At 41.2% G+C, this 24,711-nt stretch carries 24 protein-coding genes and 1 tRNA gene; 10 read left to right on the top strand and 15 right to left on the bottom strand.

The window, feature by feature from the left end; all coding sequences use genetic code 11:
- Position 1 precedes the first annotated feature (1 nt).
- The 3 genes from RE476_RS00300 (at position 2) to RE476_RS00310 (ending at position 8,386) form a co-directional block, all read left to right on the top strand.
- Complete coding sequence (locus RE476_RS00300) at positions 2-1,381, top strand: ATP synthase subunit B (protein ID WP_309308090.1); 1,380 nt, start codon at positions 2-4, stop codon at positions 1,379-1,381.
- 17 nt (positions 1,382-1,398) lie between these two features.
- The gene (locus tag RE476_RS00305) at positions 1,399-2,016 is read left to right on the top strand and encodes a V-type ATP synthase subunit D (RefSeq protein ID WP_309308091.1); all 618 of its coding nucleotides are present in this window, start codon (positions 1,399-1,401) and stop codon (positions 2,014-2,016) included.
- Positions 2,017-2,677: 661 nt separating this feature from the next.
- Positions 2,678-8,386 (top strand): beta strand repeat-containing protein, encoded by a 5,709-nt coding sequence (locus RE476_RS00310; protein WP_309308093.1) that lies wholly within the window; start codon positions 2,678-2,680, stop codon positions 8,384-8,386.
- 140 nt (positions 8,387-8,526) lie between these two features.
- Here RE476_RS00310 and bcp read toward each other — a convergent pair whose 3' ends face one another.
- Entirely contained in the window at positions 8,527-9,006 is a 480-nt protein-coding gene (bcp, locus tag RE476_RS00315) for a thioredoxin-dependent thiol peroxidase (RefSeq protein WP_309308094.1), read from the bottom strand.
- Positions 9,007-9,082: 76 nt separating this feature from the next.
- On the opposite strand from bcp, the gene RE476_RS00320 reads away from it, so the two are divergent.
- On the top strand, positions 9,083-9,715 hold the full coding sequence (locus RE476_RS00320; RefSeq protein WP_309308098.1) for an ABC transporter ATP-binding protein: 633 nt from the start codon (positions 9,083-9,085) through the stop codon (positions 9,713-9,715).
- Positions 9,716-10,507 (top strand): ABC transporter permease, encoded by a 792-nt coding sequence (locus RE476_RS00325; protein WP_309308100.1) that lies wholly within the window; start codon positions 9,716-9,718, stop codon positions 10,505-10,507.
- Positions 10,508-10,541: 34 nt separating this feature from the next.
- Here RE476_RS00325 and RE476_RS00330 read toward each other — a convergent pair whose 3' ends face one another.
- Entirely contained in the window at positions 10,542-10,865 is a 324-nt protein-coding gene (locus RE476_RS00330) for a DMT family transporter (RefSeq protein ID WP_309308102.1), read from the bottom strand.
- 132 nt (positions 10,866-10,997) lie between these two features.
- Between RE476_RS00330 and RE476_RS00335 the strand changes: the two genes are divergently transcribed.
- Positions 10,998-11,786: a DUF1638 domain-containing protein gene (locus tag RE476_RS00335; RefSeq protein WP_309308104.1), complete on the top strand. Its 789-nt coding sequence runs from the start codon at positions 10,998-11,000 to the stop codon at positions 11,784-11,786.
- A gap of 86 nt (positions 11,787-11,872) precedes the next feature.
- Here RE476_RS00335 and RE476_RS00340 read toward each other — a convergent pair whose 3' ends face one another.
- The 5 genes from RE476_RS00340 to RE476_RS00360 form a co-directional block, all read right to left on the bottom strand.
- A complete protein-coding gene (locus RE476_RS00340) occupies positions 11,873-12,115 on the bottom strand; it encodes a hypothetical protein (RefSeq protein WP_309308106.1) in 243 nt (80 codons plus the stop codon).
- Positions 12,116-12,343: 228 nt separating this feature from the next.
- Complete coding sequence (locus tag RE476_RS00345; protein ID WP_309308109.1) at positions 12,344-12,667, bottom strand: cupin domain-containing protein; 324 nt, start codon at positions 12,665-12,667, stop codon at positions 12,344-12,346.
- A gap of 94 nt (positions 12,668-12,761) precedes the next feature.
- Complete coding sequence (locus RE476_RS00350) at positions 12,762-12,920, bottom strand: hypothetical protein (RefSeq protein WP_309308110.1); 159 nt, start codon at positions 12,918-12,920, stop codon at positions 12,762-12,764.
- 319 nt (positions 12,921-13,239) lie between these two features.
- Complete coding sequence (locus RE476_RS00355; RefSeq protein ID WP_309308112.1) at positions 13,240-15,246, bottom strand: cation:proton antiporter domain-containing protein; 2,007 nt, start codon at positions 15,244-15,246, stop codon at positions 13,240-13,242.
- A 147-nt stretch (positions 15,247-15,393) separates the two neighbouring features.
- The gene (locus RE476_RS00360) at positions 15,394-15,633 is read right to left on the bottom strand and encodes an MTH865 family protein (RefSeq protein WP_309308114.1); all 240 of its coding nucleotides are present in this window, start codon (positions 15,631-15,633) and stop codon (positions 15,394-15,396) included.
- A 201-nt stretch (positions 15,634-15,834) separates the two neighbouring features.
- On the opposite strand from RE476_RS00360, the gene RE476_RS00365 reads away from it, so the two are divergent.
- Positions 15,835-16,611, top strand: a complete 777-nt coding sequence (locus RE476_RS00365) for a winged helix-turn-helix domain-containing protein (protein WP_309308117.1) — start codon at positions 15,835-15,837, stop codon at positions 16,609-16,611.
- Between the two features lie 306 nt (positions 16,612-16,917).
- Here the strand turns inward: RE476_RS00365 and RE476_RS00370 are convergent, their stop codons facing one another.
- From RE476_RS00370 to RE476_RS00405, 8 genes are all read right to left on the bottom strand, one after another.
- Positions 16,918-17,181: a CxxC-x17-CxxC domain-containing protein gene (locus RE476_RS00370; RefSeq protein ID WP_309308119.1), complete on the bottom strand. Its 264-nt coding sequence runs from the start codon at positions 17,179-17,181 to the stop codon at positions 16,918-16,920.
- A 486-nt stretch (positions 17,182-17,667) separates the two neighbouring features.
- Complete coding sequence (locus RE476_RS00375; RefSeq protein ID WP_309308121.1) at positions 17,668-18,870, bottom strand: hypothetical protein; 1,203 nt, start codon at positions 18,868-18,870, stop codon at positions 17,668-17,670.
- A 313-nt stretch (positions 18,871-19,183) separates the two neighbouring features.
- Positions 19,184-19,255: transfer RNA gene (locus tag RE476_RS00380), tRNA-Ala, on the bottom strand.
- A 55-nt stretch (positions 19,256-19,310) separates the two neighbouring features.
- Complete coding sequence (locus RE476_RS00385; protein ID WP_309308122.1) at positions 19,311-19,580, bottom strand: elongation factor 1-beta; 270 nt, start codon at positions 19,578-19,580, stop codon at positions 19,311-19,313.
- A 10-nt stretch (positions 19,581-19,590) separates the two neighbouring features.
- Complete coding sequence (locus RE476_RS00390; RefSeq protein ID WP_309308124.1) at positions 19,591-19,758, bottom strand: zinc finger domain-containing protein; 168 nt, start codon at positions 19,756-19,758, stop codon at positions 19,591-19,593.
- Positions 19,759-19,849: 91 nt separating this feature from the next.
- Positions 19,850-20,485, bottom strand: coding sequence for an amino acid kinase family protein (locus RE476_RS00395; protein ID WP_309308126.1), 636 nt, complete (start codon positions 20,483-20,485; stop codon positions 19,850-19,852).
- Between the two features lie 55 nt (positions 20,486-20,540).
- Positions 20,541-21,530 carry a hydantoinase/oxoprolinase family protein gene (locus RE476_RS00400; RefSeq protein WP_309308128.1) on the bottom strand — a complete coding sequence of 330 codons (990 nt, stop codon included), beginning with the start codon at positions 21,528-21,530 and terminating at the stop codon, positions 20,541-20,543.
- Positions 21,527-22,456 carry an ATP-grasp domain-containing protein gene (locus tag RE476_RS00405; protein WP_309308130.1) on the bottom strand — a complete coding sequence of 310 codons (930 nt, stop codon included), beginning with the start codon at positions 22,454-22,456 and terminating at the stop codon, positions 21,527-21,529. Before RE476_RS00405 ends, RE476_RS00400 begins: the two co-directional genes overlap by 4 nt.
- 576 nt (positions 22,457-23,032) lie before the next feature.
- Here RE476_RS00405 and RE476_RS00410 point away from each other — a divergent pair.
- From RE476_RS00410 to grpE, 3 genes are all read left to right on the top strand, one after another.
- Positions 23,033-23,191: a hypothetical protein gene (locus RE476_RS00410; RefSeq protein WP_309308132.1), complete on the top strand. Its 159-nt coding sequence runs from the start codon at positions 23,033-23,035 to the stop codon at positions 23,189-23,191.
- A 414-nt stretch (positions 23,192-23,605) separates the two neighbouring features.
- Positions 23,606-24,019, top strand: a complete 414-nt coding sequence (locus RE476_RS00415; RefSeq protein WP_309308134.1) for a heat-shock protein — start codon at positions 23,606-23,608, stop codon at positions 24,017-24,019.
- Between the two features lie 156 nt (positions 24,020-24,175).
- Positions 24,176-24,694, top strand: coding sequence for a nucleotide exchange factor GrpE (grpE, locus tag RE476_RS00420; protein ID WP_309308136.1), 519 nt, complete (start codon positions 24,176-24,178; stop codon positions 24,692-24,694).
- The last annotated feature ends 17 nt before the right edge of the window (positions 24,695-24,711 follow it).

The following is a 24,711-nucleotide window of genomic DNA, read 5'->3' on the forward strand; positions in this document are numbered from 1 at the left end:
AATGACCAAGGAATATAAGACGATTACAGAAATCTCCGGCCCATTGATGTTCATCGAGAAGACAGAGCCGGTAGGCTATGGTGAACTTGTTCACATCAATCTTCCAGATGGTACAACAAAGAGAGGTCAGGTCCTTGATACCTCTGCTGACGTTGTAGCAGTTCAGGTATTCGAAGGAACAGGTGGACTGAATGAGGAATCCGGTGTAGTTTTCTCCGGTGAGACAATCAAGCTCCCTGTATCAAAAGACATGCTCGGTCGTATCCTTTCCGGTTCCGGTGAACCACTGGACGGTGGACCACGTATTGTTCCTGAAGACAGGCTTGATGTTAACGGTTCATCAATGAACCCATATTCAAGGATGCCACCAGAGGATTTCATCCAGACCGGTATCTCTACAATTGATGGAACAAACACTCTCGTTCGTGGACAGAAGCTTCCTATCTTCTCTGGATCAGGTCTTCCACACAACGAGATTGCACTTCAGATCGCACGTCAGGCAAAAGTACCAGGTTCCGAGGAACCATTCGCAGTAGTATTCGCTGCAATGGGTATCACAAACGAAGAAGCCCAGTATTTCATGCAGGACTTTGAGAAGACCGGTGCTCTTGAAAGAGCTGTGGTTTTCCTTAACCTTGCAGATGACCCTGCTGTAGAACGTATCATCACACCAAGGATGGCACTGACAGCTGCAGAGTACCTTGCATACGAACACGATATGCACGTACTTGTTATCCTCACTGACATCACAAACTATTGTGAAGCACTCCGTCAGATGGGTGCAGCTCGTGAAGAGGTACCAGGAAGACGTGGTTACCCAGGTTACATGTACACTGACCTTGCATCACTCTACGAGCGTGCAGGTGTTATCAAGGGAAGGAAAGGATCAGTTACTCAGTTCTCAATCCTTACAATGCCTGGTGACGATATTACCCACCCGATCCCTGACCTGTCAGGATATATTACAGAAGGTCAGATCGTAGTTTCCAGGGAACTTCACATGAAGGGTGTTTACCCACCAATTAATGTGCTTCCATCCCTGTCACGTCTGATGAACTCAGGTATCGGTGCAGGAAAGACCAGAGAAGACCACAAGGCAGTATCTGACCAGATGTATGCTGGTTATGCAGAAGGTCGTGACCTCAGAGGTCTTGTAGCCATTGTAGGTAAAGAGGCATTGTCTGAGAGGGACCAGAAGATTCTTGAGTTCGCTGACTTGTTCGAAGACAGGTTCGTTCGTCAGGGAAGAGATGAAGACAGGTCAATTGAAGACACTCTCACAGTTGGCTGGGACATTCTTTCCGAACTTCCTGAAGCCCTGCTTACCAGGATCGATAACAAGTATATCGACAAGTACCACCCTGCTCACAAGAGCAACTAACTGAAAGGTGATTCAACATGGGCGTGAAAGATGTAAAACCAACTCGTTCAGAACTTATTGAATTCAAGAGAAAGATCAAGCTCTCTCAAAGTGGTCACAAGCTGCTCAAAATGAAAAGGGACGGTCTTATCCTTGAGTTCTTTGAGATCCTCAGCAAAGCAAAGGATGTCAGAACAGAGCTGGATGCCGCCTATGAAGATGCTTCCCGAAAGATAGGTCTTGCAAATGCTGTTGACGGTACTATCACCGTTAAATCAACAGCTTTTGCACTTAAGAGCAAGCCGGAGATTGAGCTGGAAAGCCGTAACATTATGGGTGTAGTCGTTCCAAAGATCGAGTCATCCAGTGTAAAGAAATCCATTAACGAGCGTGGTTATGGTATTCTTGGTACCAGTTCATACACCGATGAGGCAGCAGATTCTTATGAGCACCTTGTCGAAAAGATTATCCTTGCTGCAGAGATCGAGACAACCATGAAAAAGCTTCTTGATGATATCGAGAAGACCAAAAGGCGTGTCAATGCTCTCGAATTTAAGGTAATACCGGAATATCAGGAAGCAATGAGTTTCATTAGGCTCCGTCTCGAAGAGATGGAAAGGGAAAACACCTTCAGACTAAAGAGGATCAAGGGATAATCCTTTGATATTCTTTTTTTATGAATGATAATCCGGAAGATCGACCGAATCTGGTCGATCGATTTTTTCTTAAACTTCTTTTACCTGAAAATCTTGGCAGGATTTTGAGGTGGGCGTGGATCATCTCACTTTTGATGTTAGCGCTGGGGTATATTATAATATTTAGTACGATATCTGAATATCTTAACTTATAACCTCTATTTTTTGTATGCTTATGCTACTCCGTGTTTGTTCTCTCAGGTATGTGTAGAATTTGAACATTTGCAGCATACATGTTTTTTGTTTTGTTTTATTTTGTCATTATTATTTAGTCTAGTCCTGGTACTGGATATGTCATTTTATGTGTATTCGGCTTTGTAGGTCTGCTGTCATAAATCGGAATCATCTGGGCTATTTTAATGTATTCGCTTAATACGTGGCTGAACATTAATACAAATTCATGATTTTCATATCATCTGAATTCCGGGGATTTCTACAAAGCCGTTATTATTCTATTTTTATTCACATGAGCAACTTTATATCTAATTATATTAGTGTAATAGCTATATATATTTAAATATATTTTTGTTGGTGAATTTTATGGTGATTCTAAATGAATAAGAAATATTACTTTGAGTCAAAAGAAAAAACACATATATTCTTCTTATTTTTAGTACTTCTAATGTCTGCACTCCTTATTGTGCCCAGTGGATGTCTGGACACAGATACGAGTGATCAAGCAAATAACGATAGCTTATCAGATAATCCGGATGATAGTTCTTCGAACTTATTAGATCCAACAGTTGATGATGACACAAGTGTCAATCCAACTGCTGATGGCACAACTGATAGTACCTCGACCGAAGAGTCTTCGGTGCAGACGGTAACATCATATTACTCAAGTGGTGGGAGCAGTTCTAGCTCATCTTCTTCTACCAGTTCTGACGTAAGCAGGACCGTTACTTCCGGAGATTACACAGAACCTGTATCAACAATTACCGGTGACCTTACAATTACCGGAGCAACAACCGGTACAATAACACTACCTTCAGGGCTGATCATTAATGGTGACCTTATTGTGAATACTCCAAGTGCTACAGTTTACAACTATGCAACCGTCGGAGGTACTGTCGACATCCAAGCAGTCAGTGTCCATACATGGAACCAGTATGGTGATGCAGGCAGCATTATAATGTCTGCAACGAATGCCACCTTCAATTTCTTCTCCGGAAACGTAAGTGGAGAGGTTGACATATCTGCAGAGAATGCTACATTCGAGTTTATTGCAGGAAATATCACAGGTGGTGTAAATCTCACCCAACCATCCACAGTGATAATAAATGCAACTGCTACAGACCTTCCAGAAATTACAGTAGAAGAAGGCGCTGAAGGTTCAGACATCGATAACCTTGGTAATGAAGAATTAGAACTGATTGCAGAAGCCAATGTAACCGTAGCCGGAACTGTGAATGTCACAGGCGTAATTCCTACTGAGAGAACAGCCCGCGGCAGTCTGTCACTATCAGACACATCTGCAATTTACAACACCAATGTCAACATGATTATTAATTACACGGCTGGTGAAGATCTTAGTAATGGTGTAGTTAATATTACTGTACCAGTAGGATTTGCCGTAGCTGATACAAATGGTCTTACTATTGCAGGTGCAGGTACAACAGTTGCAGATAATGATAATGCTTCTTATAATGTTAACATACTGACTGTTGAAAATGTCACTATAAACAAAGACGAAATAATTGCACTTACCCTTACAACACAATCAGTAAGTTCAGCAGGAAATTATGATTTCTCTGCCACTGCAAAGAATACCTCTAAACTTACAAGTAATGCAGCAACTGCAAGGTTCACTTCATTACTAAACAATGATGCAGATCTTAGTGATTTGGTTGTAAGTACAGGTACATTGGTCCCTGGGTTCGATGTAAGTACAACTAATTACACAGTTAACGTAACCTATGATGTAAGTTCAATTGATGTAACTGCTACATTATCCGATACAAATGCTTCAATGTTGGTTAATGGTGATACAACAATCACTGGTAGTGCAAAATCCGTTACACTTCAGGCTGCTGGAGAAACAACTTCAATCACGGTTGCTGTTACAGCTGAAGATGGAACAACTACAAAGACCTATACTGTGACAGTTGACAGGGCTGTTGACACAACAGTCGTAGACAATGCCGATATCGCAACAGCTAAATCCACTCTGGAAACTGCAGCAACACTCAATCCAGTAGAAGGTACTGATACAAACGCTACAGTAATGGCACAGACCATTGTTGACGGTGCAGTATCAGGTGTGACTGTAACTATAAGTGATGCAAACGGTAATGCAAATGTCGCAGCAGACGGAACGATCTCCTACACTGCTTCAGAAATAACAGGAAATGTAGTGTTTGCTCTCAATAAGGGAACAGGTACCCAAGATACGGCAACGATGTCAGTTGTTGTACCGGCAAATCCAACTGCAGCAGCAAATGCTGATATTGCAACAGCTAAATCCACTCTGGAAACTGCAGCAACACTCAATCCAGTAGAAGGTACTGATACAAACGCTACAGTAATGGCACAGACCATTGTTGACGGTGCAGTATCAGGTGTGACTGTAACTATAAGTGATGCAAACGGTAATGCAAATGTCGCAGCAGACGGAACGATCTCCTACACTGCTTCAGAAATAACAGGAAATGTAGTGTTTGCTCTCAATAAGGGAACAGGTACCCAAGATACGGCAACGATGTCAGTTGTTGTACCGGCAAATCCAACTGCAGCAGCAAATGCTGATATTGCAACAGCTAAAGCAGCTCTGGAAACTGCAGCAACACTCAATCCAGTAGAGGGTACTGATACAAACGCTACAGTAATGGCACAGACCATTGTTGACGGTGCAGTATCAGGTGTGACTGTAACTATAAGTGATGCAAGCGGTAATGCAAATGTCGCAGCAGACGGAACGATCTCCTACACTGCTTCAGAAATAACAGGAAATGTAGTGTTTGCTCTCAATAAGGGAACAGGTACCCAAGATACGGCAACGATGTCAGTTGTTGTACCGGCAAATCCAACTGCAGCAGCAAATGCTGATATTGCAACAGCTAAAGCAGCTCTGGAAACTGCAGCAACACTCAATCCAGTAGAAGGTACTGATACAAACGCTACAGTAATGGCACAGACCATTGTTGACGGTGCAGTATCAGGTGTGACTGTAACTATAAGTGATGCAAGCGGTAATGCAAATGTCGCAGCAGACGGAACGATCTCCTACACTGCTTCAGAAATAACAGGAAATGTAGTGTTTGCTCTCAATAAGGGAACAGGTACCCAAGATACGGCAACGATGTCAGTTGTTGTACCGGCAAATCCAACTGCAGCAGCAAATGCTGATATTGCAACAGCTAAAGCAGCTCTGGAAACTGCAGCAACACTCAATCCAGTAGAGGGTACTGATACAAACGCTACAGTAATGGCACAGACCATTGTTGACGGTGCAGTATCAGGTGTGACTGTAACTATAAGTGATGCAAGCGGTAATGCAAATGTCGCAGCAGACGGAACGATCTCCTACACTGCTTCAGAAATAACAGGAAATGTAGTGTTTGCTCTCAATAAGGGAACAGGTACCCAAGATACGGCAACGATGTCAGTTGTTGTACCGGCAAATCCAACTGCAGCAGCAAATGCTGATATTGCAACAGCTAAAGCAGCTCTGGAAACTGCAGCAACACTCAATCCAGTAGAGGGTACTGATACAAACGCTACAGTAATGGCACAGACCATTGTTGACGGTGCAGTATCAGGTGTGACTGTAACTATAAGTGATGCAAACGGTAATGCAAATGTCGCAGCAGACGGAACGATCTCCTACACTGCTTCAGAAATAACAGGAAATGTAGTGTTTGCTCTCAATAAGGGAACAGGTACCCAAGATACGGCAACGATGTCAGTTGTTGTACCGGCAAATCCAACTGCAGCAGCAAATGCTGATATTGCAACAGCTAAAGCAGCTCTGGAAACTGCAGCAACACTCAATCCAGTAGAGGGTACTGATACAAACGCTACAGTAATGGCACAGACCATTGTTGACGGTGCAGTATCAGGTGTGACTGTAACTATAAGTGATGCAAGCGGTAATGCAAATGTCGCAGCAGACGGAACGATCTCCTACACTGCTTCAGAAATAACAGGAAATGTAGTGTTTGCTCTCAATAAGGGAACAGGTACCCAAGATACGGCAACGATGTCAGTTGTTGTACCGGCAAATCCAACTGCAGCAGCAAATGCTGATATTGCAACAGCTAAAGCAGCTCTGGAAACTGCAGCAACACTCAATCCAGTAGAAGGTACTGATACAAACGCTACAGTAATGGCACAGACCATTGTTGACGGTGCAGTATCAGGTGTGACTGTAACTATAAGTGATGCAAGCGGTAATGCAAATGTCGCAGCAGACGGAACGATCTCCTACACTGCTTCAGAAATAACAGGAAATGTAGTGTTTGCTCTCAATAAGGGAACAGGTACCCAAGATACGGCAACGATGTCAGTTGTTGTACCGGCAAATCCAACTGCAGCAGCAAATGCTGATATTGCAACAGCTAAAGCAGCTCTGGAAACTGCAGCAACACTCAATCCAGTAGAGGGTACTGATACAAACGCTACAGTAATGGCACAGACCATTGTTGACGGTGCAGTATCAGGTGTGACTGTAACTATAAGTGATGCAAGCGGTAATGCAAATGTCGCAGCAGACGGAACGATCTCCTACACTGCTTCAGAAATAACAGGAAATGTAGTGTTTGCTCTCAATAAGGGAACAGGTACCCAAGATACGGCAACGATGTCAGTTGTTGTACCGGCAAATCCAACTGCAGCAGCAAATGCTGATATTGCAACAGCTAAAGCAGCTCTGGAAACTGCAGCAACACTCAATCCAGTAGAGGGTACTGATACAAACGCTACAGTAATGGCACAGACCATTGTTGACGGTGCAGTATCAGGTGTGACTGTAACTATAAGTGATGCAAACGGTAATGCAAATGTCGCAGCAGACGGAACGATCTCCTACACTGCTTCAGAAATAACAGGAAATGTAGTGTTTGCTCTCAATAAGGGAACAGGTACCCAAGATACGGCAACGATGTCAGTTGTTGTACCGGCAAATCCAACTGCAGCAGCAAATGCTGATATTGCAACAGCTAAAGCAGCTCTGGAAACTGCAGCAACACTCAATCCAGTAGAGGGTACTGATACAAACGCTACAGTAATGGCACAGACCATTGTTGACGGTGCAGTATCAGGTGTGACTGTAACTATAAGTGATGCAAGCGGTAATGCAAATGTCGCAGCAGACGGAACGATCTCCTACACTGCTTCAGAAATAACAGGAAATGTAGTGTTTGCTCTCAATAAGGGAACAGGTACCCAAGATACGGCAACGATGTCAGTTGTTGTACCGGCAAATCCAACTGCAGCAGCAAATGCTGATATTGCAACAGCTAAAGCAGCTCTGGAAACTGCAGCAACACTCAATCCAGTAGAAGGTACTGATACAAACGCTACAGTAATGGCACAGACCATTGTTGACGGTGCAGTATCAGGTGTGACTGTAACTATAAGTGATGCAAGCGGTAATGCAAATGTCGCAGCAGACGGAACGATCTCCTACACTGCTTCAGAAATAACAGGAAATGTAGTGTTTGCTCTCAATAAGGGAACAGGTACCCAAGATACGGCAACGATGTCAGTTGTTGTACCGGCAAATCCAACTGCAGCAGCAAATGCTGATATTGCAACAGCTAAAGCAGCTCTGGAAACTGCAGCAACACTCAATCCAGTAGAGGGTACTGATACAAACGCTACAGTAATGGCACAGACCATTGTTGACGGTGCAGTATCAGGTGTGACTGTAACTATAAGTGATGCAAGCGGTAATGCAAATGTCGCAGCAGACGGAACGATCTCCTACACTGCTTCAGAAATAACAGGAAATGTAGTGTTTGCTCTCAATAAGGGAACAGGTACCCAAGATACGGCAACGATGTCAGTTGTTGTACCGGCAAATCCAACTGCAGCAGCAAATGCTGATATTGCAACAGCTAAAGCAGCTCTGGAAACTGCAGCAACACTCAATCCAGTAGAGGGTACTGATACAAACGCTACAGTAATGGCACAGACCATTGTTGACGGTGCAGTATCAGGTGTGACTGTAACTATAAGTGATGCAAGCGGTAATGCAAATGTCGCAGCAGACGGAACGATCTCCTACACTGCTTCAGAAATAACAGGAAATGTAGTGTTTGCTCTCAATAAGGGAACAGGTACCCAAGATACGGCAACGATGTCAGTTGTTGTACCGGCAACAACCGGTTAATACCTTCTAACTACAAAAAATGAATTCTATACACCCCCCAATTACAGGGGGTTGTATTTCTTTTTTCCAATAACCAAAACCCACGAGTGAAAATGCTCTTCTACCGCAGGCACACTTTACTAAAAAAGAATTAAACTTATCTAGTTTTTAATCTCTCTCAAAACCTCAAGCACCTTCAGAGCGTGTTCCTTTGTTCTGACATTATCCCATATCTTAACGATATTTCCTTCAGTATCGATTAAAAAAGTCGATCTCACAGTGCCCATGTATTCCTTGCCATAATTTTTCTTCATTCTCCAGACATCATATTTCTGGTGAACACTGGTATCCTCGTCTGAGAGAAGGGTTATACCAAGTTCTTTTTTCTCAATGAATTTTATATGAGATTTAACGCTGTCCTTACTAACTCCAAGAATTACTGTATTCTCTGATTCAAAGTCACCTTTCAGGGCTGTAAAATCCTGTGCTTCCTTTGTGCATCCTGAGGTGTTGTCTTTGGGGTAGAAATAGAGGACTAGCCATTTGCCAGTAAAGTCCTTCAGACATACTTCATTCTCATTCTGGTCAGGGAGGCAGAACTCTGGAGCTTTTTGACCTTCTGTAAGTGAATTCTTGCTCATGGAATACTTTATGTACTTTTTCACTTAAAGCCTTTATACCAGAATTGATGATTGTGTACAACGGAGAACATTATAAATGGAAATGTTGAGCATTCAAAATCTTTCTATCGAATACGATGGAAAACCAATTCTTTCAGATTTCAATCTATCTGTTGCAAAAGGAGATAAGATTCTTATAAAAGGGAGATCGGGAATTGGAAAATCAACAATTTTCAGGCTGATAATGGGATTCGGTGTACAAAGTTCCGGTACAATTGCCCTTGATGATATTCTGATAGATAGCAATTCAGTATGGGATATCAGGAAAAGAATTGCTTATGTATCCCAGGATACGGATATTGGTGATGGGAAAGTAGGTGACCTTATAGATGAGATATTTTCTTTCAAGGCAAATAAGGATGTTCTTGACCATGATCTACTTGGGAAAGTTATGTATGATCTATCTTTGCCTCATGAGATCCTTAACAAGGACTACATGAAACTCTCAGGAGGGGAAAGGCAAAGAATAGCCCTTGTTATGGCCTTGCTGTCGGGCAAGGATATCTTTCTGCTTGATGAGGTCACAGCAGAACTTGATGCAGCATTAAAACAGAAGGTTGTAGATATTTTCTTCGGCAATCCTGACTGGACCGTACTTTCCATATCCCATGACAGGGAGTGGAAAACTGAAAATGCCAGGGTCATTGACTTTTCAAGGGAGGCAAACTGAATGCAAACATACGAAATTGGTATGGTAGGTCTGTTATTCACCTTTCTGCTTCTGTTCATTCCCGTTCTCATAAGTTATTATCTGGATTTGAAATTAATATCATCCACAATTGAAAGTGCTATTAGGATGGTTCTTCAATTGGCCTTTGTGGGTATTTTTCTTACATTCCTCTTTGAACTGAACAACTCAATGCTGAATGTACTATGGGTACTTATCATGGTCTTTGTAGCATCCCATACGGTACTGAAGAATGCTGAACTCAAAACCCGGTATTTTTTCCCTCTACTGGTTATTTCCCTTGCTGCCACTAACTATGCTATGCTTCTCTATTTCAATATGTTCATCATAGATCTGGATAATCTCTTAGATGCACGCTATTTCATACCAATTGCCGGTATGGTGCTTGGTAATTCACTAAGGGCAAATGTAGTTGGCATGGACAATTTCTGTACTGAAATCCAGAGAAACGAGAACCGGTATATGTTCCGTTTGTCAATGGGTGCTGAAAAGACAGAAGCCCTAATTCCCTATTTACGTAAAAGCATAAGGGTTGCACTGAAACCTACCATTGCAAATATGGCTACCATAGGTATCGTTTTTCTTCCCGGCATGATGACGGGACAGATACTTGCCGGTGCAAGCCCACTGGTTGCAATAGAATACCAGATATCCATAATGATTACTATCTATGTGACAACCATGGTGAATGTATTTCTGGGTATAATCGTACTCATGCACAGGGGTTTTGATGAATACGGAATGTTCAGAAAGGATATGCTTAAAAATGTCTGACAGAAGCTGCAAATATCATAATCATTCTCCATCATTAGTTTACACTGGTGCTTAGATGCAGTCCTATAACACCTATGGCTATCAGTGCCAGGGATATTATTCTTGCAGCAGGCATTGGTTCGTTGAATCCAAAGTGTCCTATCAATGATATCAATGCCACTCCAAGTCCTGCCCAGATGGCATAGGCAACACTCACATCTATCTTTTTCAGTGCAATGGTGAATGATATGAAACTGATACCATAGAACACAAATATCAATATGGATGGCAGTGGTTTTGTAAATCCCTCAGATAGTTTCATGCAAGTGGTTCCGCATATCTCGAACACTATTGCAAATGCCAGGTAAAGGTAACTCATTTATCCTCCATATTCTCCTGTTTGAATAAGTATTGTTATTGGTTATGTTATACCTTCCTTGCTATTGCAGCGTCAGATTATAATACTATTCGAATTCACATTTTCTTATACTCTTTAAGGAGGTATTATTTCATGCCAGTACTGAGTTTCATTGCCTGTCGGATGTTTGAGGATGAGATTGTCCATATAATTGAAAATGATAGTTCGATCAACAGTTTGTTAATAGTGGAGAATGAGGATTGTGGCGGACTGAAAGATAAGCTGGATAATGCAGGTTGTGAGTACACTCTTGTTTCAGAATGTGATATATCCGGACATCTAAAAGAAGGGGGATATACTATGATCGTCGAAATGCTTGAGCTGGCTTTGCATGCTACACCAGAGCATCTGAAAGAAGTCGTTTATGGCAAAGCCCGTGAGATGTCAGAGTATTCGGATGGAATTCTTTTGTTCTACGGTTTGTGTGGAAATGTTCTTGGCAAAGTGGATACGGATCTCGCTGATCTTCCATGTCCTGTCCGTATACTTAAAGAGGACAACGGAACTGTAATAGACGATTGTATCGGTGCTGTGCTGGGTAGCAGGGCTGCATATCTTGAGAAACTGAAGAGTTTTCACGGTGTTGGCACTTTCTTTATGACTCCGATGTGGGCAGCCCACTGGCGTGAGATGGTAGTGTCCGCGGGAATGACTCCTGACCCTGATGACATAAAGCTCTCAAAGTTCGTTTTTGATTATGCAGGATACAAGAATGTGGCTAAAATGGATACTGGCCTGCATTATGAGAAGCAGTTCGAGCCTATGGTGGAAGAGTTTGCAAGGCTCTTTGAGTTCGATATAATTGACATGGAAGCAAGTCCTGATTTGATGGTGAGCTGTTACAAGCAATTGAAAAAAGATGTTGTTCCTGACCAAAATTAATATTTTGACGTGGGATTCTATATAAAAATGTAAATGGATAATTGTATCATTATCCTTTATTCGGGAATGAGTATTTCAAAGGATACTTATTCTCCTTTGCTGTACGTTCTTACGGATTCGATTTTAGTCCAGTCAAAGTAGGTATTGATCTTCTGACCGTTCTCGTCCTCAGTGATGCGTACAAATTGTTCTCCCAGGAAAACAACCGCTTTCGCATAAGTTTTTCCTTCGTTTATCTGAATATTAACTCCTTCCCTGAGTTTTCTCGACATGGTCCCGTGAAGCGGGACTGATGCATACTCAAAAACTTTTTCCCATGTATCTTTCATTTTCTCACCTTTCAATTCAGAATGGTCTTTTTAAATCATTTCATGTATGAGTTTTGTTTTCATACATCGGATTCCTATGTGCTATTAACTAGTATAATAAATTATCTACTTGAATTTTAGAACATTTTCATCCTGACCATGTCCTATCCTTAAAAGCAATATGAATATCTATAGATGGAAAAATACTATATAATAAAAATAAAAAGAATAACTGGAAAACTCTTTAATCTATTCCAGATACTCATCTCTTCGTGGGGAAAATACTTCTACAGCAATGGAATCTTCAAGTATCTCAGCACAATGTGATACATTTGAAGGTATGTTCCACGAATCTCCAGGCATCACTTCATGCGTATTATCTCCTATGGTGAGTAGCATCTTTCCTGAGACCATATAACCGGTCTGCTCGTGAATATGGTCATGTGCCGGGAGTAAGCTTCCTTTTTTCAAGATGAACTCTGTCATGAGTGTCTTCTCCCCGTGGACAATTGCTTTCATCATAATTCCGGGGAGTACTTCCTTGTAATCAGATTCCTTATGTTTGCTGAACATGTAAAAGGAAAACATGTTCTGTTAATTTATTCTTTTTCATTCAAGAACAGAAAATAAGTAAAAGGTGATCATTTCACCTTGATAGGAACCATATTCAATGAATCGGTAACTGCACAGTTTTCCTCATCTTTTTCCATGCGGTTTTATCATTCCTGTCAAAAGACAATGGTTCTGAAGTCCATGTTGAAAACAATTCCTTTTCAGATGTCATCGCAGGATATTTATATTTGCAGGATTCCTCTGAACTATCCATTTCTTTCCACACCCTAAAATGTCTAAAGCGTTGATGTGTCCTTCTTGATAATTTCCACCCCATGACATATCCTCCATTTTCTAAGATGAGACGTTACCTCATCAATATGGTTTTACTATAGGTCGCTATGACCCGTTTTTACTTTTAATTTTTTTACATATAACATAAACCCATGTTAATTTCATAAGTGATTATATTTTTTAATGGCTTTAAAAGACAAAATCTTTCAATTGGCATTCTATCTAATATTATCTTGCCCGGTATGCAATTGGACTATAGTTATGTTATGTGATTTTCTGCCATAGCAGATTTCATCCATTTATATATCACAAGATGGACCTTTGAACAATTCCCTTATTTTATGCAGGTCTTCAGGCTTCCCGAAAATAATGCAAACATCACCAGAATATATGGGAATATTGCCATCTGGATTTGTGATGGTGGTATTGTCCCTGCGAATGGCCAGGATAGTTGCCTTGTGCCTTGTTCTCATATTGAGGTCCTTGAGTGTCCTTCCGTTTGCAAGGCACTTTTCTCCAACCTTAAATGTGGTGACTTCCATTCCCGGAAGCTCGTTCTTTAAATTGAAGCTTCTGTCCTGATCATTAGAATAGGACTTTCTAAGCATGCAGTAGCCATTCGCACGTATTTCTCTGGTGAACTTGTCTATCTCTTCCTCTGGCACAAGGTATTTTTTAAGCAGGCGGACAAATATCTCAACTGATGTCTCATATTCTTCGGGGATGACCTCATCCGCGCCAAGGTCATTGAGCCTTTTCATCTCACTAATGTAACGGGTCCTGGCGATGATATATATGTCCGGGTTCAGACATTTTGCCATGTCGATTATCTTTCTTGTGGCAACGAAATCAGATATCCCTATAACGAGTATCCTTGCAGAATCAACGTTTGCAGACTTAAGTACTGCTTCATGGCTTGCATCACCATAATGTATCTGCTCTCCTTTTTTCTTCTCATGGCGAACAGTTTCGGGGTTTGTTTCAATTATGATATAAGGTATACCTGCATTCCTTGCTGCATGCGATAAGGTCTTGCCGTTGAACCCGTATCCGATTATTATCAGGTGATCCTTTACCTTTTCATCACTATTCTTTGCAGTGATCCCGATTGCACAGAATCCGTTAATGAGTCGCTGGTACGGAACTATGCTGATAGCCCGGTCTGAAATACCATATGATGATGCTGTTATGAATGGTGTTAGCGCCATTGTGATTATGGAAACTGCCAGGAATTTCTGATACATGTTCTGGTCAAGGAGTGAATATTCCAGGCCGAAGGTTGAGAGCACGAAAGAGAATTCCCCAACCTGTGCAAGTGCCAGTCCTGTGATTATTATTGTGCGAAGAGGATATCCCAGTATGAGTGTTGCAAGGCCTGCAGTGGCAGATTTTATAATAATGACTGCCAGTGCCAGAACAAGCAGGTATATCAGGTTACTTGTGAAGAAGCTGATGTCCAGCAGCATCCCAATGGACACGAAGAAAAAACTCATGAAAATATCCCGGAATGGCATTATATTACCCATGGCCTGATGGCTGTACTCTGATTCTGATATGATAAGGCCTGCCATGAAAGCTCCGAGTGCAAGTGACAATCCTATACTTGAAGTGAGCCATGCAGTAGCCAGACAAATGAATACAATGCTCAGGAGGAATAATTCCCGGTTCCTTGTTTTTGCTATCTGGAACAGAAGAGCCGGAATAATCCATCTTGCACTTGCAAGGACCAATACAATTATCCCGATGGCTTTGAGCAGGAATAAAGGCAATGTTTCAGTGGATTCTGTAGCTGAGCCTGCTATTATTGGAGTTATGAGGATCATCGGGACGATTATCACGTCCTGGAATATCAGTATTCCAAGCGATGTTTTTCCATGTGGTGTATCCAGTTCTGCTTTTTCCTGAAGCAGTTTTAGTACAATAGCAGTACTGCTAAGTGATATCAAAAAACCTATGAACAGCGATGTGGCAGAGCTAAGTCCGAAATAGGTGCAGATATAGTACACAAGCAGGATAGTTGTTGCTATCTGCAGTGTTCCGCCTAAGAGGACTGACCTTTTGATATCCCAGAGTTCCCGGATGGACATTTCCACACCGATTGTGAACAGAAGCAGTATAATGCCTATCTCTGCAAGTTCTTCTACTTCGGATATACTGCTTATTATTCCCAGCCAGTGGGGACCTGCCAGCATTCCTGTTACAAGGAAACCCAGGACAGAGGGAAGTTTCACCTTGCTGAATAGCAGCAATATGATTATAGAGAGTCCAAAAATAATTCCTATATCTGTGAATAAGGTCAGTTCCATGGTATTTTCACAACTTTCACTATCTATGAGTTATTTACGCATTAACAGTGGTTGTTAGAATTTAAAATAGATTGTGTATGTGGGAAGTATGCGTGCTGGAATTGGATGTATTATGGGGGAGGGCCATAAAGAAAGTTGGGAAAGGGCTTAGAGTCCCGCCCTTTCAACAATAACGTCTGCTATTTCTTTTGCACTCTTGAATGGGAAATCAGTTTCCTTGAGTAATCCACCTGCTTCTCCGGCGGTAACCGATACATCACCTGATTTACATGTGGTATCTGCTCCTGCAGGGAAAGCTGCGAGCAGTTTTTCAGGGGTCTCGATAGGGAAAGTCGCATCTGCAAGTCCGTCAATTATCTGGCTGTGAATGTCTTCTTTTACGCTCATATTTTGTATCTCCTTACGTATTATTTACTTCAGGTTTATTGATGCTGTTTTTCTCCGGAGCGTATCAGCAATACATAGTATGATAGTTTCTAATATATACTTAATCTGCACTGCAATGTAGTAACTACAATCTACTATACCCTATCAACCTTTTAGTACTATGCAAGAACCTTTTTAATTCATGGTGCCTTACAGTGTGCTATGAAACAAGATCATGATTATGAGTCGGAACTTTCCGATATAAGACTCAAGCTTTCTGATATTCATAACGACATAAGGTCATTTATCAATTCGTCCAATCACCAGAACTTTGATTCAGTGGTCCAGAACCTGAAAGATGACTATTCAGGTGTTATTGTTCGTCATCTTATGGAAGATGCTGGCAAAGGCCTTGAAAAGAATATGGTGAAAAAGTGTGAGATGCGTGGTGAGTGTAAAACTCTTCTATCAAATGTATTACAAAAAAATGCAGGCCTTATAGGAAAAGGGAATGTAAAAGAATCTTCCATAGAGGAGAACCGTCTTGAGCTGAAAAAGCTTCGTACCATGGTTCCATACGACAAGTGTGACATATGTTTTGCCGAGGCTTCGGATATAATGTCAAGGCAGGTTACCTTAATGCGTTCCATGAGGATATACGAGATCAACAAGGAAAAGCGTCAGGATCTCAGCCAGCTTCCTCCTGAAGTAGTGGTTGATGATATACTGGAGCCTCTGTGTCACCAGAAGCGTTTCGATATACTAAAAGCCATTTCCGGTGAAACCCGGAGTTTTTCCGCTCTTTCTAATCTGACCGGTCTGCGCGGTGGAAACCTGCTATTCCACCTTCAGAAACTGGTAGAAAAAGGAATGATAATTCAGCGTCATGAGAGGGGAGATTACATGATAACCGGTAAAGGATTCAAGGTCATGGAGGGTGTGAGCAGTATTTACTCTGCTTTGAATTCTTCTCTGGGTGAAGATAAAAGATATCAGTAATCCTTATTTATTCATTTATTTTATTTCTTTTTTCAACACGAATACTGCTACTGCGAACGCAACAGTAGTCAAAACAGGGTGTTGCATTTTATTCTTCAATCATTCCATGTTATGTATTCCTAAAGTAACAACTCATACCTGTGATCTACAAAAACAAGGTTGAAATGTCTTGTATGTGGTTGGATGATTTACGGATCGCCAATCAATACTCTATATGAAATATGAATTTGAAAAAGGGTATTGGGCAAAGTATGCGAATACTTTGCCTCGATTTGAATTATTAGTTGAATATCAGATTAAGTGGGTCTAATATCTCTTAGGTGGTCTGTGGTTCTGGAAGCATTCCCTGCAGTAAACAGGTCTGCCTTCAGTTGGCTTGAATGGTACTTCAGTTTCCTGGTTGCAGTCTGCGCAGGTTGCCTTGTGCATCTCTCTAGGGCCGGATGATCTGAAGTTTCCGCCTCCGTTTCCGCCTCTATAGCCTCCGTTTCCGCCTCTGGAGCCTCCTCTGAATCCGCCATCATTTCTGTCGTTTCCGCCTCTGGAGCCACCGCTTCTATTGTCTCTCATTTATTTGATTTCCTTTATTGTTTTATTCGACATGTTAACTTTGAGTTAAGATAATTCGCATGATTCGTTCTATTTGATTCTTACCAAGTCTACAATTTTGCAGCCGGAACAAACCCACCAATCATAGGATACAAGCATTTGCATGAATTTCCTTGTTATTTCTTTGATCGTGACGATGTAGCAGTTTCTATTGAGACGGGAACCTTTACCCCGTAATCTATACGATGGACTCTTTGCTTTAGCAATTAACCTCAAATAAGTAGCCAAATGGAATTAACCCTTCTTAACCCACAGTAAGTTAACTGTCATTAACCCCAAGGATTGTTTAATATAAAAAACTATGTTTTTCGGGTTCGGATTAGAACTTGATGCCTAAAATGAATTTTTTCTGATTGAAGTATGCGCAATCGATATTAATAAAATAGGGTAGCCTCCCTCCAGAATCTGTTGCTTTGGCCCGGAGGGATTTTCATTGTAGTCTGTTGATTATGGTTGTGTCAGTCCATAGCCGGACATTACACAAATAGCACTCAACAGTAGCCAGATTATGTACCAGAGACTGCTCTTGAACGTATTGTATGGTGATGGTATAGGTTCCTGTTCAGCTGCTGCAGGTGCGGGAGTTGACATCTCCGGTTCGCTTTCTTCCTCAAGATCCGGAGTACTAAATATCCTGTTGTCTTTATCAGATGGTTCTATTTCTGTACTATGACTGCTGGAAAATGATGAACCTCCTGATTTGGATCTGGGCTTTTCATCTCCTGTATTCTCATCAATAGCACCATCTTCTCCAGTTCCATCATCTCCGGTTCCATCGTCTCCGGTTCCATCTTCTCCAGTTCCATCGTCTCCGGTTCCATCATCTCCGGTTCCATCATCTCCGGTTCCATCATCTCCAGTTCCATCATCTCCAGTTCCATCATCTCCGGTTCCATTGTCTCCGGTTCCATCATCTCCAGTTCCATCGTCTCCGGTTCCATCGTCTCCAGTTCCATCGTCTCCGGTTCCATCGTCTCCAGTTCCATCGTCTCCGGTTCCATCGTCTCCAGTTCCATCGTCTCCGGTTCTATCATCTCCGGTTCCATCATCTCCAGTTCCATCGTCTCCGGTTCCATCATCTCCAGTTCCATCGTCTCCGGTTCCATCGTCTCCGGTTCCATCGTCTTCTTGTACTATTCCGCCTGTATTATCAGAGTCAGATGTTTTGTATGTGAAATAAGTGGCCCAGTTATCCTCATTGAATCTTGTTCCGTTTGCCCATGCTCCTTGTTCTGTTTCTCCATTTGAAACGACCGCATGGGCAGCAATGTATAGTGTATTATTTTCAATTGGGGCATAAGTTTCCAGTGGGATCTGATATTCATCAATTGTAATTCCATCTGGAAGGCTTGCGTTCTTGTATGTGAATTGGCCAGGGATAGCATTTCCACTTTTTGTTGCGGGTATGGCCGCAGATGAATTAGCGACTTCCAAATGTGTTTCCAGAATAACCCAGTCATCTCTTGTTTCAAAAGTAATGTAGATATATTCTGAATCATTTGAAACATTCACTGTACCTGCTTCTATATTCTGGCCTGCATACAATATTTGTACTGCAGCTGAATTTGTTTCATTGGCATAGGCAACTCCTGAAAAGCCGATGGAAATGAATATGGCAATTAGCAAGCATATGTTTTTTGTGTTTATCATTATACCACCGTAGTATTGTTTTAAAGCCCGGCTCAATTAGTTGAACCATTTATTTTCTCCGTTTTTGGTGTATAATTATAGCTGCTAGTTTTATTATATTTAAATATATGTATACTTTAATATATCATTATTAGGTGATGATGAGATATGATATTTTTGTCACACTTTAATAAATTATAACTGTTAATTTTGGTGGCAAGTAGCCTTGAATATTCAATAGTTATTTTCAAATGTAAAAAAAAGATGAAGATAAAGAGACAGTTCACAATACAAATCCAGACATATCTGTAGTCAATATTTTTACAAATATGTGTGGACCCGGCGGGATTTGAACCCGCGGCCTTTACGTTGCGAACGTAACGATCTTCCCCTGATCCACGGGCCCAAAAAAATTACAATGTTAAAAAATGAATAAAAAAAAGAAAAAGCAAAAGAGAGGTTTAGACAGGTCTTCCGACTTCTGTCACTGTTACGCTCTCAACACCTTCAACTGCTGCAAAAGCCTGCTCTACGGATTCAGTGCCACCTTCAAGGTCACCTACTATTACGATCATTTTGATAGCCTTAAGTCCGAATGCGATAGGCTCTTCCTCGTGGGTGCCGTATTCTGCGCCTTCAGGAAGTGATGCGATAAGTCTGTCTTTAAGTTCTTCGAGGTTTGTATCGACATCTACAGGCATAATTTTAATAGTTGCTGCGACTTCTCCCATTTAATTCACCTTATGCTCCTGAAAATCCGCATTTTGGACATTTATACGGGTTGCTCTGCTGCCTGCAGCTTATACATCTTCCAAGCTCGTTGCCACAAACAGGGCATGGGAAGCGTACATAGCCGGTTTCCACAAGGCTCTTGTTGCATGTGGTACAAGTATCGACTTTATTTGCCATTTAGAATCTCCTTACTATGAATAATATGTGATAAATATAAATACTGAAAAATCAGCATGTCAGTGATTTCAGTACATACGCAGTATATAATTTAAATATTCCCCTTGATATGAGTCCCGATTACATTCTTTCCGATAACAGCATCAATAACTCTTTCCGGGTAGATTCCATTGACAACGACACAATCCATCATGTTTTCCATCAGAAATGCTGGCAGTGAACTGTCAATGCATGTAATTCCCATCCTTGAAAGCTCCTTGGCTGTCATCCATTTCTGAACGATGTCATCTGCAATGACTCCATCAACATCGGTTACCTTTACAAAGCGTGATCCTGTCTCTCTGGCAATCCATGCTCCTATTGTGTCCGATGTAATGTTCCATGAATGTGGGAGCTTATCGCTTTCCTTGAGTATCCTGTAAGGTAAGAGCACAGAAACACCATTGGGGATATCTGTGATACTTTCGATTGAGTTTACTCCTGTCTTATCAACAATATAATGGGCATATTGTTCCATTGAAAGGATGGCCATCCAGTGAGCTGCATCATCTCCGATCTCAAACTTTTCGCAAATTGTCCGGATAGAGTCTGCAAAGAGCCCGCCGCCAGGAACGATTAGTATAGAATAATCGTTGCCATTGTTCCTTTCCAAATGTTTCTGAAGGGAATCAATAATAGAAGGTGAATACTTCATAAGACTCCCTCCAAGTTTAACGACAACCCTCATAACAATTGCACCTTTATTCCTTAAATCCCTATTAACTATATTATTTCAATCAGACTTATTCTTTTCTTGAAGCATTCACTTCCTCTTCCATGATCTTCGCCGCAGCATATGCAGGGAATACCTTTGAAATATCAGGTCCCCATCTGGTGGCAACAGAAATGCATTCGAATCCGAGTCTTTCTGCAGCTTCCTTTATGAGAAACTCTCCAAGACCAGCAGAGACTATCCTGTCAAGACCATTTCGTTCAGCAACCACTGATATGGCCTGGGTCAGAAGGGTCACTTGTCTTTCCTTGACCTGTTGAGCGATATGGTATATCTCATCTGCAGAGATCTCTGTCAGGTCTGCGCATACGACACGTGCCAATCTTCTCATGGCATCTGTCTTGCTTTTACCTGCACCATCGGCTGTTTCACAAGTGTATAGATTCTCTGAGATGTCTCCTAACAGTAAGTATGCATCTGCAGTAGTCGAGAACAGTTCGGATGCTATATGGGACTCTCCGCCTGCAACGTTTACTTTTTCAAGCAAGTATGCAAGATTTGTTCTGAGTGTTCCTGCATAGAACAGTTCACTGCGAACAAGCCTTGAGAAATCCGTAAGTCCTGCTACATGTTTTCCATTTTTGATAGGTATTATATCACTGGTCGTACTTCCTACATCTACAAAGATACAATCTCCTATTTCAGAACCTATTAGTCTGGAGGATGCTGCCCAGTTTGCTGCAGCAAGGTCACGCAGGTTTTCCGTTCCTTCGTTGAAGCATCCTTCACAATTTATGTACTTCACTTCGCAATCAAAAGCATCATTAACAGAGCGCATGATAAAATCAATGCCCTGCAGTTTGTCTTCAAAACAATCCGCAAGCTCACCTGTCATTACCACACTAACTTTATCAGGTTGCAACTCCTCTGCAATATCTTCCAGCGAAGTGGGCAATGTTGTATCTTTCCATAGTGGTATGTAATGCAATTCTATTATTTCACCGTCGGCTGATGCAATTTTTGTATTAGCACCGCCAATATCGATTCCGATTATTTTCATATGATGTCCTCAATGTCATCTTTTGTGAAAGAACACTCCCCCTCAAGGATCACTGAGTCGGGAAGTTTTCCAAACATGTTCATTAGCAAAAGTTCTCCAATTTCGCCTTTAAGGGTCTTTACCAGGCCAAAGATCGCAGTTGTGGGGCGGGGATTAACATCAATAACATAGGGTCTGTCTCCATAGACAATGTCAATTCCTACGTATCCATTACATCCAAGCGTTTCAACAGTTCTTTTTGCAATCTGGAATACTTCATCTTCATAGTCTGTTCTGTATGGTACCTGATTTCCTTTATAATCGAAGATTGTATCCTCATTATCTTCTATTATTTCGATAAGTTGTTTGTTAAGGCTTAGTGGGAGCACACTCTGTCCGCACACCAGGCTTACACTTAGGTGTTCACCTTCTATGTATTCGGTTGCGATGTATTCCTCTTTCTCAGCTTCCATTTTTTCCGGGAAGGTCATCCTTACTCCTTCGGATGCACATCCAAACCTTGGTTTGATGACATATCTTCCTTCGTGTCCTTCATTGACTATTTTTGGTGTATTTATGGAATTAGAGTCAAGGACTTGTGTACACATCAGTTTATCTGCACATAGTCGTACAGACTTTGCTGAACATCCAAGGTTAACAGTGCCTGATTCTATAATCTCTGTCAGGTTTCCGAGAAGCTCATCAGGTCCGATTACAAGACCTGCATCATTATTCTTTGCAGCATTCTCAAGTGCGGATTTGAATGTGTTTTCATCAGATATGATTGCAGTTCCATTTTTTAGCTTGCTTCCTGCAGTGAGGTAGGTTACTTCATGTCCAAGTTGGGTGAAACTGTCAGTAAGGGTGCTAAGCATAGCTCTCCCTTCCAGTAACAGTGTGCCTCCCAGTCCTATTCCCATTGCATATTCAGCAAGCAGTATTTTCATGTTGGATGCAACTGCATTATTTGATATATCCTTTGCTATTATATGTCTGATTTTAGGGATGATTTATTAATGATGGTAATTAATTCCAAATGAATACTTTTATATACTATTTTTGATTTGTATATGCAATTACAGTTCTTCATATGACTTTTCTAATTGTTTCTTAATAATGGCTTTTGAAATTATAACGGTGTTATAATTTGATGGTGCATAGTAAATTTTACCGGAATTATGTTATATACCAATAGTACTAATTTGGAGAATGTCGATTGAACAAGGCCAGTATCAATCGAAAACATCTGCGGGTTGGGGACTGGGGGGTTCTCAACAATGAGTGGAGTTAAAGGGGATAGTATCATCTGAATAGGGGGTACTATCTTAACAACTGCAAGGAAAGTGGAGTGGAATATACAAAAAAGGAAAACAAAGGTGGGAAATCTACAATCTTTTGTAGGTGGTACGAAAGGGGTATATTGTGAAGGGGCAGGATGCTTCTGATTCATCCTGCCGTCTTTCACCTGTTTTGTGGTGTAAAGCCCAATATGGTCTTAAGTATTAAACAACGGGGTATGAAAAATGGGGTCATTAAATAAATGTCCGGAATGCTATGGTGAATTCCATACTGATGTAAGTGGTATACAGATTTGTAAAGTATGTGGGTACTGGACAAAGATAAACACTGCAAGGATGGAATCCATAATGTTGTATGAAGAAGCAGTAATGCTTTATGAGTGAGGGTTAAAAAATGGAAAACGAAACACAAAGATCATGTGCACGTTGTAGCAGCTCATTGAAGAGACAAAAAATCGGTCTGAACCATCTGTATTATTGTCCGCAATGTGGTTGTATGACGAGTGTGCAGGTGACTTGATTTAATCATGTAGTGTCATATTATCGCCACTTCTTTTTTAACAATTCTGTGTTTTAGTTTGTTCAATATTTGTCTTTCTTTTATCTGTTTTTTCCTTTTTTATGAGTTCTGTTACAGCGATGATCGATATTTCCATTCATTATAGTACCGATGCATCTCATTGAAATTTTCATACTCAGAGCCCTGGTTTGGAAATAATGTCATGTATTCAGTAATATATAGTATATATCTATATATTAACAATAACTATATACTATGATTGCCGATAGGGGGATGGGATGAATATGGATTTAAATACTGAAAACCCATTTGTGCAGGCACTTGCAGTTTCTACTACAATGGCAGTTTTTATGGTTGGTGTAGCCTTTGGGCTCATGAGTATGGCAAAGAGTGGTTCTACTCCGGTTCCGATGTATGTGATGCTTCTTATCTTTGCGGTCATCTTCATAGCAGGCTCTGTTTACTTTGAGTCACGTGGTGCAGATTATATGGGTTCTCTTGTAGGGGGCTCTATAGTATCTTTGACTGCAACATTCTCAGCAACAGCCTTTTTCAGTGGTATAAAGTATGCTATTGAAGGTGGTGTCGCTGAAATGGGGCTGGATGAGATCATTTCCGCACTTGCATTGTGTATGATAGCCAGCATGTTACTGATACGTGTTTTACAGCACAAATTCAAAGATTCATTTTGAAATATCCTATTTTTGATGAAATCATGGATTTGTTCTAACTATTGTGGATTTCATTTCTCCAAAACAGGGCTACAACAGTTAAGTATTTATAGAACTTCAAACAATCACTAGTTCGGATGCACATTACCGCGCATAGAAAATGCGGAGAAATTAAGAATGGCTGATGGACCAGAAAATTGTGAAGATTTAGATTCGACGCAAGTTGATGAAGGCAATGTTAAAGAAAGTCCTTCTGAGGATGAAGCTGTAGAACTCAGGGATAAACTTCTGCGCCTTACAGCAGAATTTGATAATTTCCGAAAGAGAAGTATTCGGGAAAAAGAAGAATATCGTAAGTTTGCAATTGAACAGATGGTCATAGAGCTCCTCGAGGTTTATGATAACTTTGAACGCGCACTGGAATCTGCAAAGCAGACCGATGATATCTCATCCGTCATTAAAGGTGTTGAGATGGTCTTCAAGCAGTTTGCTGGAATACTTGAGAAGCAAGGTCTTCAAAAGATAGAATGCAAAGGTGCTGAATTTGACCCTTACCTGCACGAAGCAATGATGCATGTTGATCATCCGGATCACGATGACAACACCGTGGTCGATGTCTGCAAACCCGGCTATTATCTACATTCAAAAGTGATAAGGCCTGCAATGGTAACGGTTTCAAAGAAATCAGATAAGTGACTGTAAATAAACTTCAA

Source organism: Methanolobus mangrovi, from assembly GCF_031312535.1.
GTDB classification, from domain to species: Archaea; Halobacteriota; Methanosarcinia; order Methanosarcinales; family Methanosarcinaceae; genus Methanolobus; species Methanolobus mangrovi.

What these genes read in the sequence shown, in the direction of transcription:
- RE476_RS00330 (WP_309308102.1), bottom strand. Translation starts at nt 10,865, where the DNA reads ATGAGTTACCTTTACCTGGCATTTGCAATAGTGTTCGAGATATGCGGA.
- RE476_RS00305 (WP_309308091.1), top strand. Translation starts at nt 1,399, where the DNA reads ATGGGCGTGAAAGATGTAAAACCAACTCGTTCAGAACTTATTGAATTC.
- RE476_RS00325 (WP_309308100.1), top strand. Translation starts at nt 9,716, where the DNA reads ATGCAAACATACGAAATTGGTATGGTAGGTCTGTTATTCACCTTTCTG.
- RE476_RS00345 (WP_309308109.1), bottom strand. Translation starts at nt 12,667, where the DNA reads ATGTTCAGCAAACATAAGGAATCTGATTACAAGGAAGTACTCCCCGGA.
- RE476_RS00360 (WP_309308114.1), bottom strand. Translation starts at nt 15,633, where the DNA reads ATGAGCGTAAAAGAAGACATTCACAGCCAGATAATTGACGGACTTGCA.
- grpE (WP_309308136.1), top strand. Translation starts at nt 24,176, where the DNA reads ATGGCTGATGGACCAGAAAATTGTGAAGATTTAGATTCGACGCAAGTT.
- bcp (WP_309308094.1), bottom strand. Translation starts at nt 9,006, where the DNA reads ATGAGCAAGAATTCACTTACAGAAGGTCAAAAAGCTCCAGAGTTCTGC.
- RE476_RS00300 (WP_309308090.1), top strand. Translation starts at nt 2, where the DNA reads ATGACCAAGGAATATAAGACGATTACAGAAATCTCCGGCCCATTGATG.
- RE476_RS00365 (WP_309308117.1), top strand. Translation starts at nt 15,835, where the DNA reads ATGAAACAAGATCATGATTATGAGTCGGAACTTTCCGATATAAGACTC.
- RE476_RS00385 (WP_309308122.1), bottom strand. Translation starts at nt 19,580, where the DNA reads ATGGGAGAAGTCGCAGCAACTATTAAAATTATGCCTGTAGATGTCGAT.
- RE476_RS00310 (WP_309308093.1), top strand. Translation starts at nt 2,678, where the DNA reads ATGTCTGCACTCCTTATTGTGCCCAGTGGATGTCTGGACACAGATACG.
- RE476_RS00400 (WP_309308128.1), bottom strand. Translation starts at nt 21,530, where the DNA reads ATGAAAATAATCGGAATCGATATTGGCGGTGCTAATACAAAAATTGCA.
- RE476_RS00320 (WP_309308098.1), top strand. Translation starts at nt 9,083, where the DNA reads ATGGAAATGTTGAGCATTCAAAATCTTTCTATCGAATACGATGGAAAA.
- RE476_RS00390 (WP_309308124.1), bottom strand. Translation starts at nt 19,758, where the DNA reads ATGGCAAATAAAGTCGATACTTGTACCACATGCAACAAGAGCCTTGTG.
- RE476_RS00395 (WP_309308126.1), bottom strand. Translation starts at nt 20,485, where the DNA reads ATGAGGGTTGTCGTTAAACTTGGAGGGAGTCTTATGAAGTATTCACCT.
- RE476_RS00370 (WP_309308119.1), bottom strand. Translation starts at nt 17,181, where the DNA reads ATGAGAGACAATAGAAGCGGTGGCTCCAGAGGCGGAAACGACAGAAAT.
- RE476_RS00355 (WP_309308112.1), bottom strand. Translation starts at nt 15,246, where the DNA reads ATGGAACTGACCTTATTCACAGATATAGGAATTATTTTTGGACTCTCT.
- RE476_RS00415 (WP_309308134.1), top strand. Translation starts at nt 23,606, where the DNA reads ATGAATATGGATTTAAATACTGAAAACCCATTTGTGCAGGCACTTGCA.
- RE476_RS00410 (WP_309308132.1), top strand. Translation starts at nt 23,033, where the DNA reads ATGGGGTCATTAAATAAATGTCCGGAATGCTATGGTGAATTCCATACT.
- RE476_RS00375 (WP_309308121.1), bottom strand. Translation starts at nt 18,870, where the DNA reads ATGATAAACACAAAAAACATATGCTTGCTAATTGCCATATTCATTTCC.
- RE476_RS00340 (WP_309308106.1), bottom strand. Translation starts at nt 12,115, where the DNA reads ATGAAAGATACATGGGAAAAAGTTTTTGAGTATGCATCAGTCCCGCTT.
- RE476_RS00350 (WP_309308110.1), bottom strand. Translation starts at nt 12,920, where the DNA reads ATGGATAGTTCAGAGGAATCCTGCAAATATAAATATCCTGCGATGACA.
- RE476_RS00335 (WP_309308104.1), top strand. Translation starts at nt 10,998, where the DNA reads ATGCCAGTACTGAGTTTCATTGCCTGTCGGATGTTTGAGGATGAGATT.
- RE476_RS00405 (WP_309308130.1), bottom strand. Translation starts at nt 22,456, where the DNA reads ATGAAAATACTGCTTGCTGAATATGCAATGGGAATAGGACTGGGAGGC.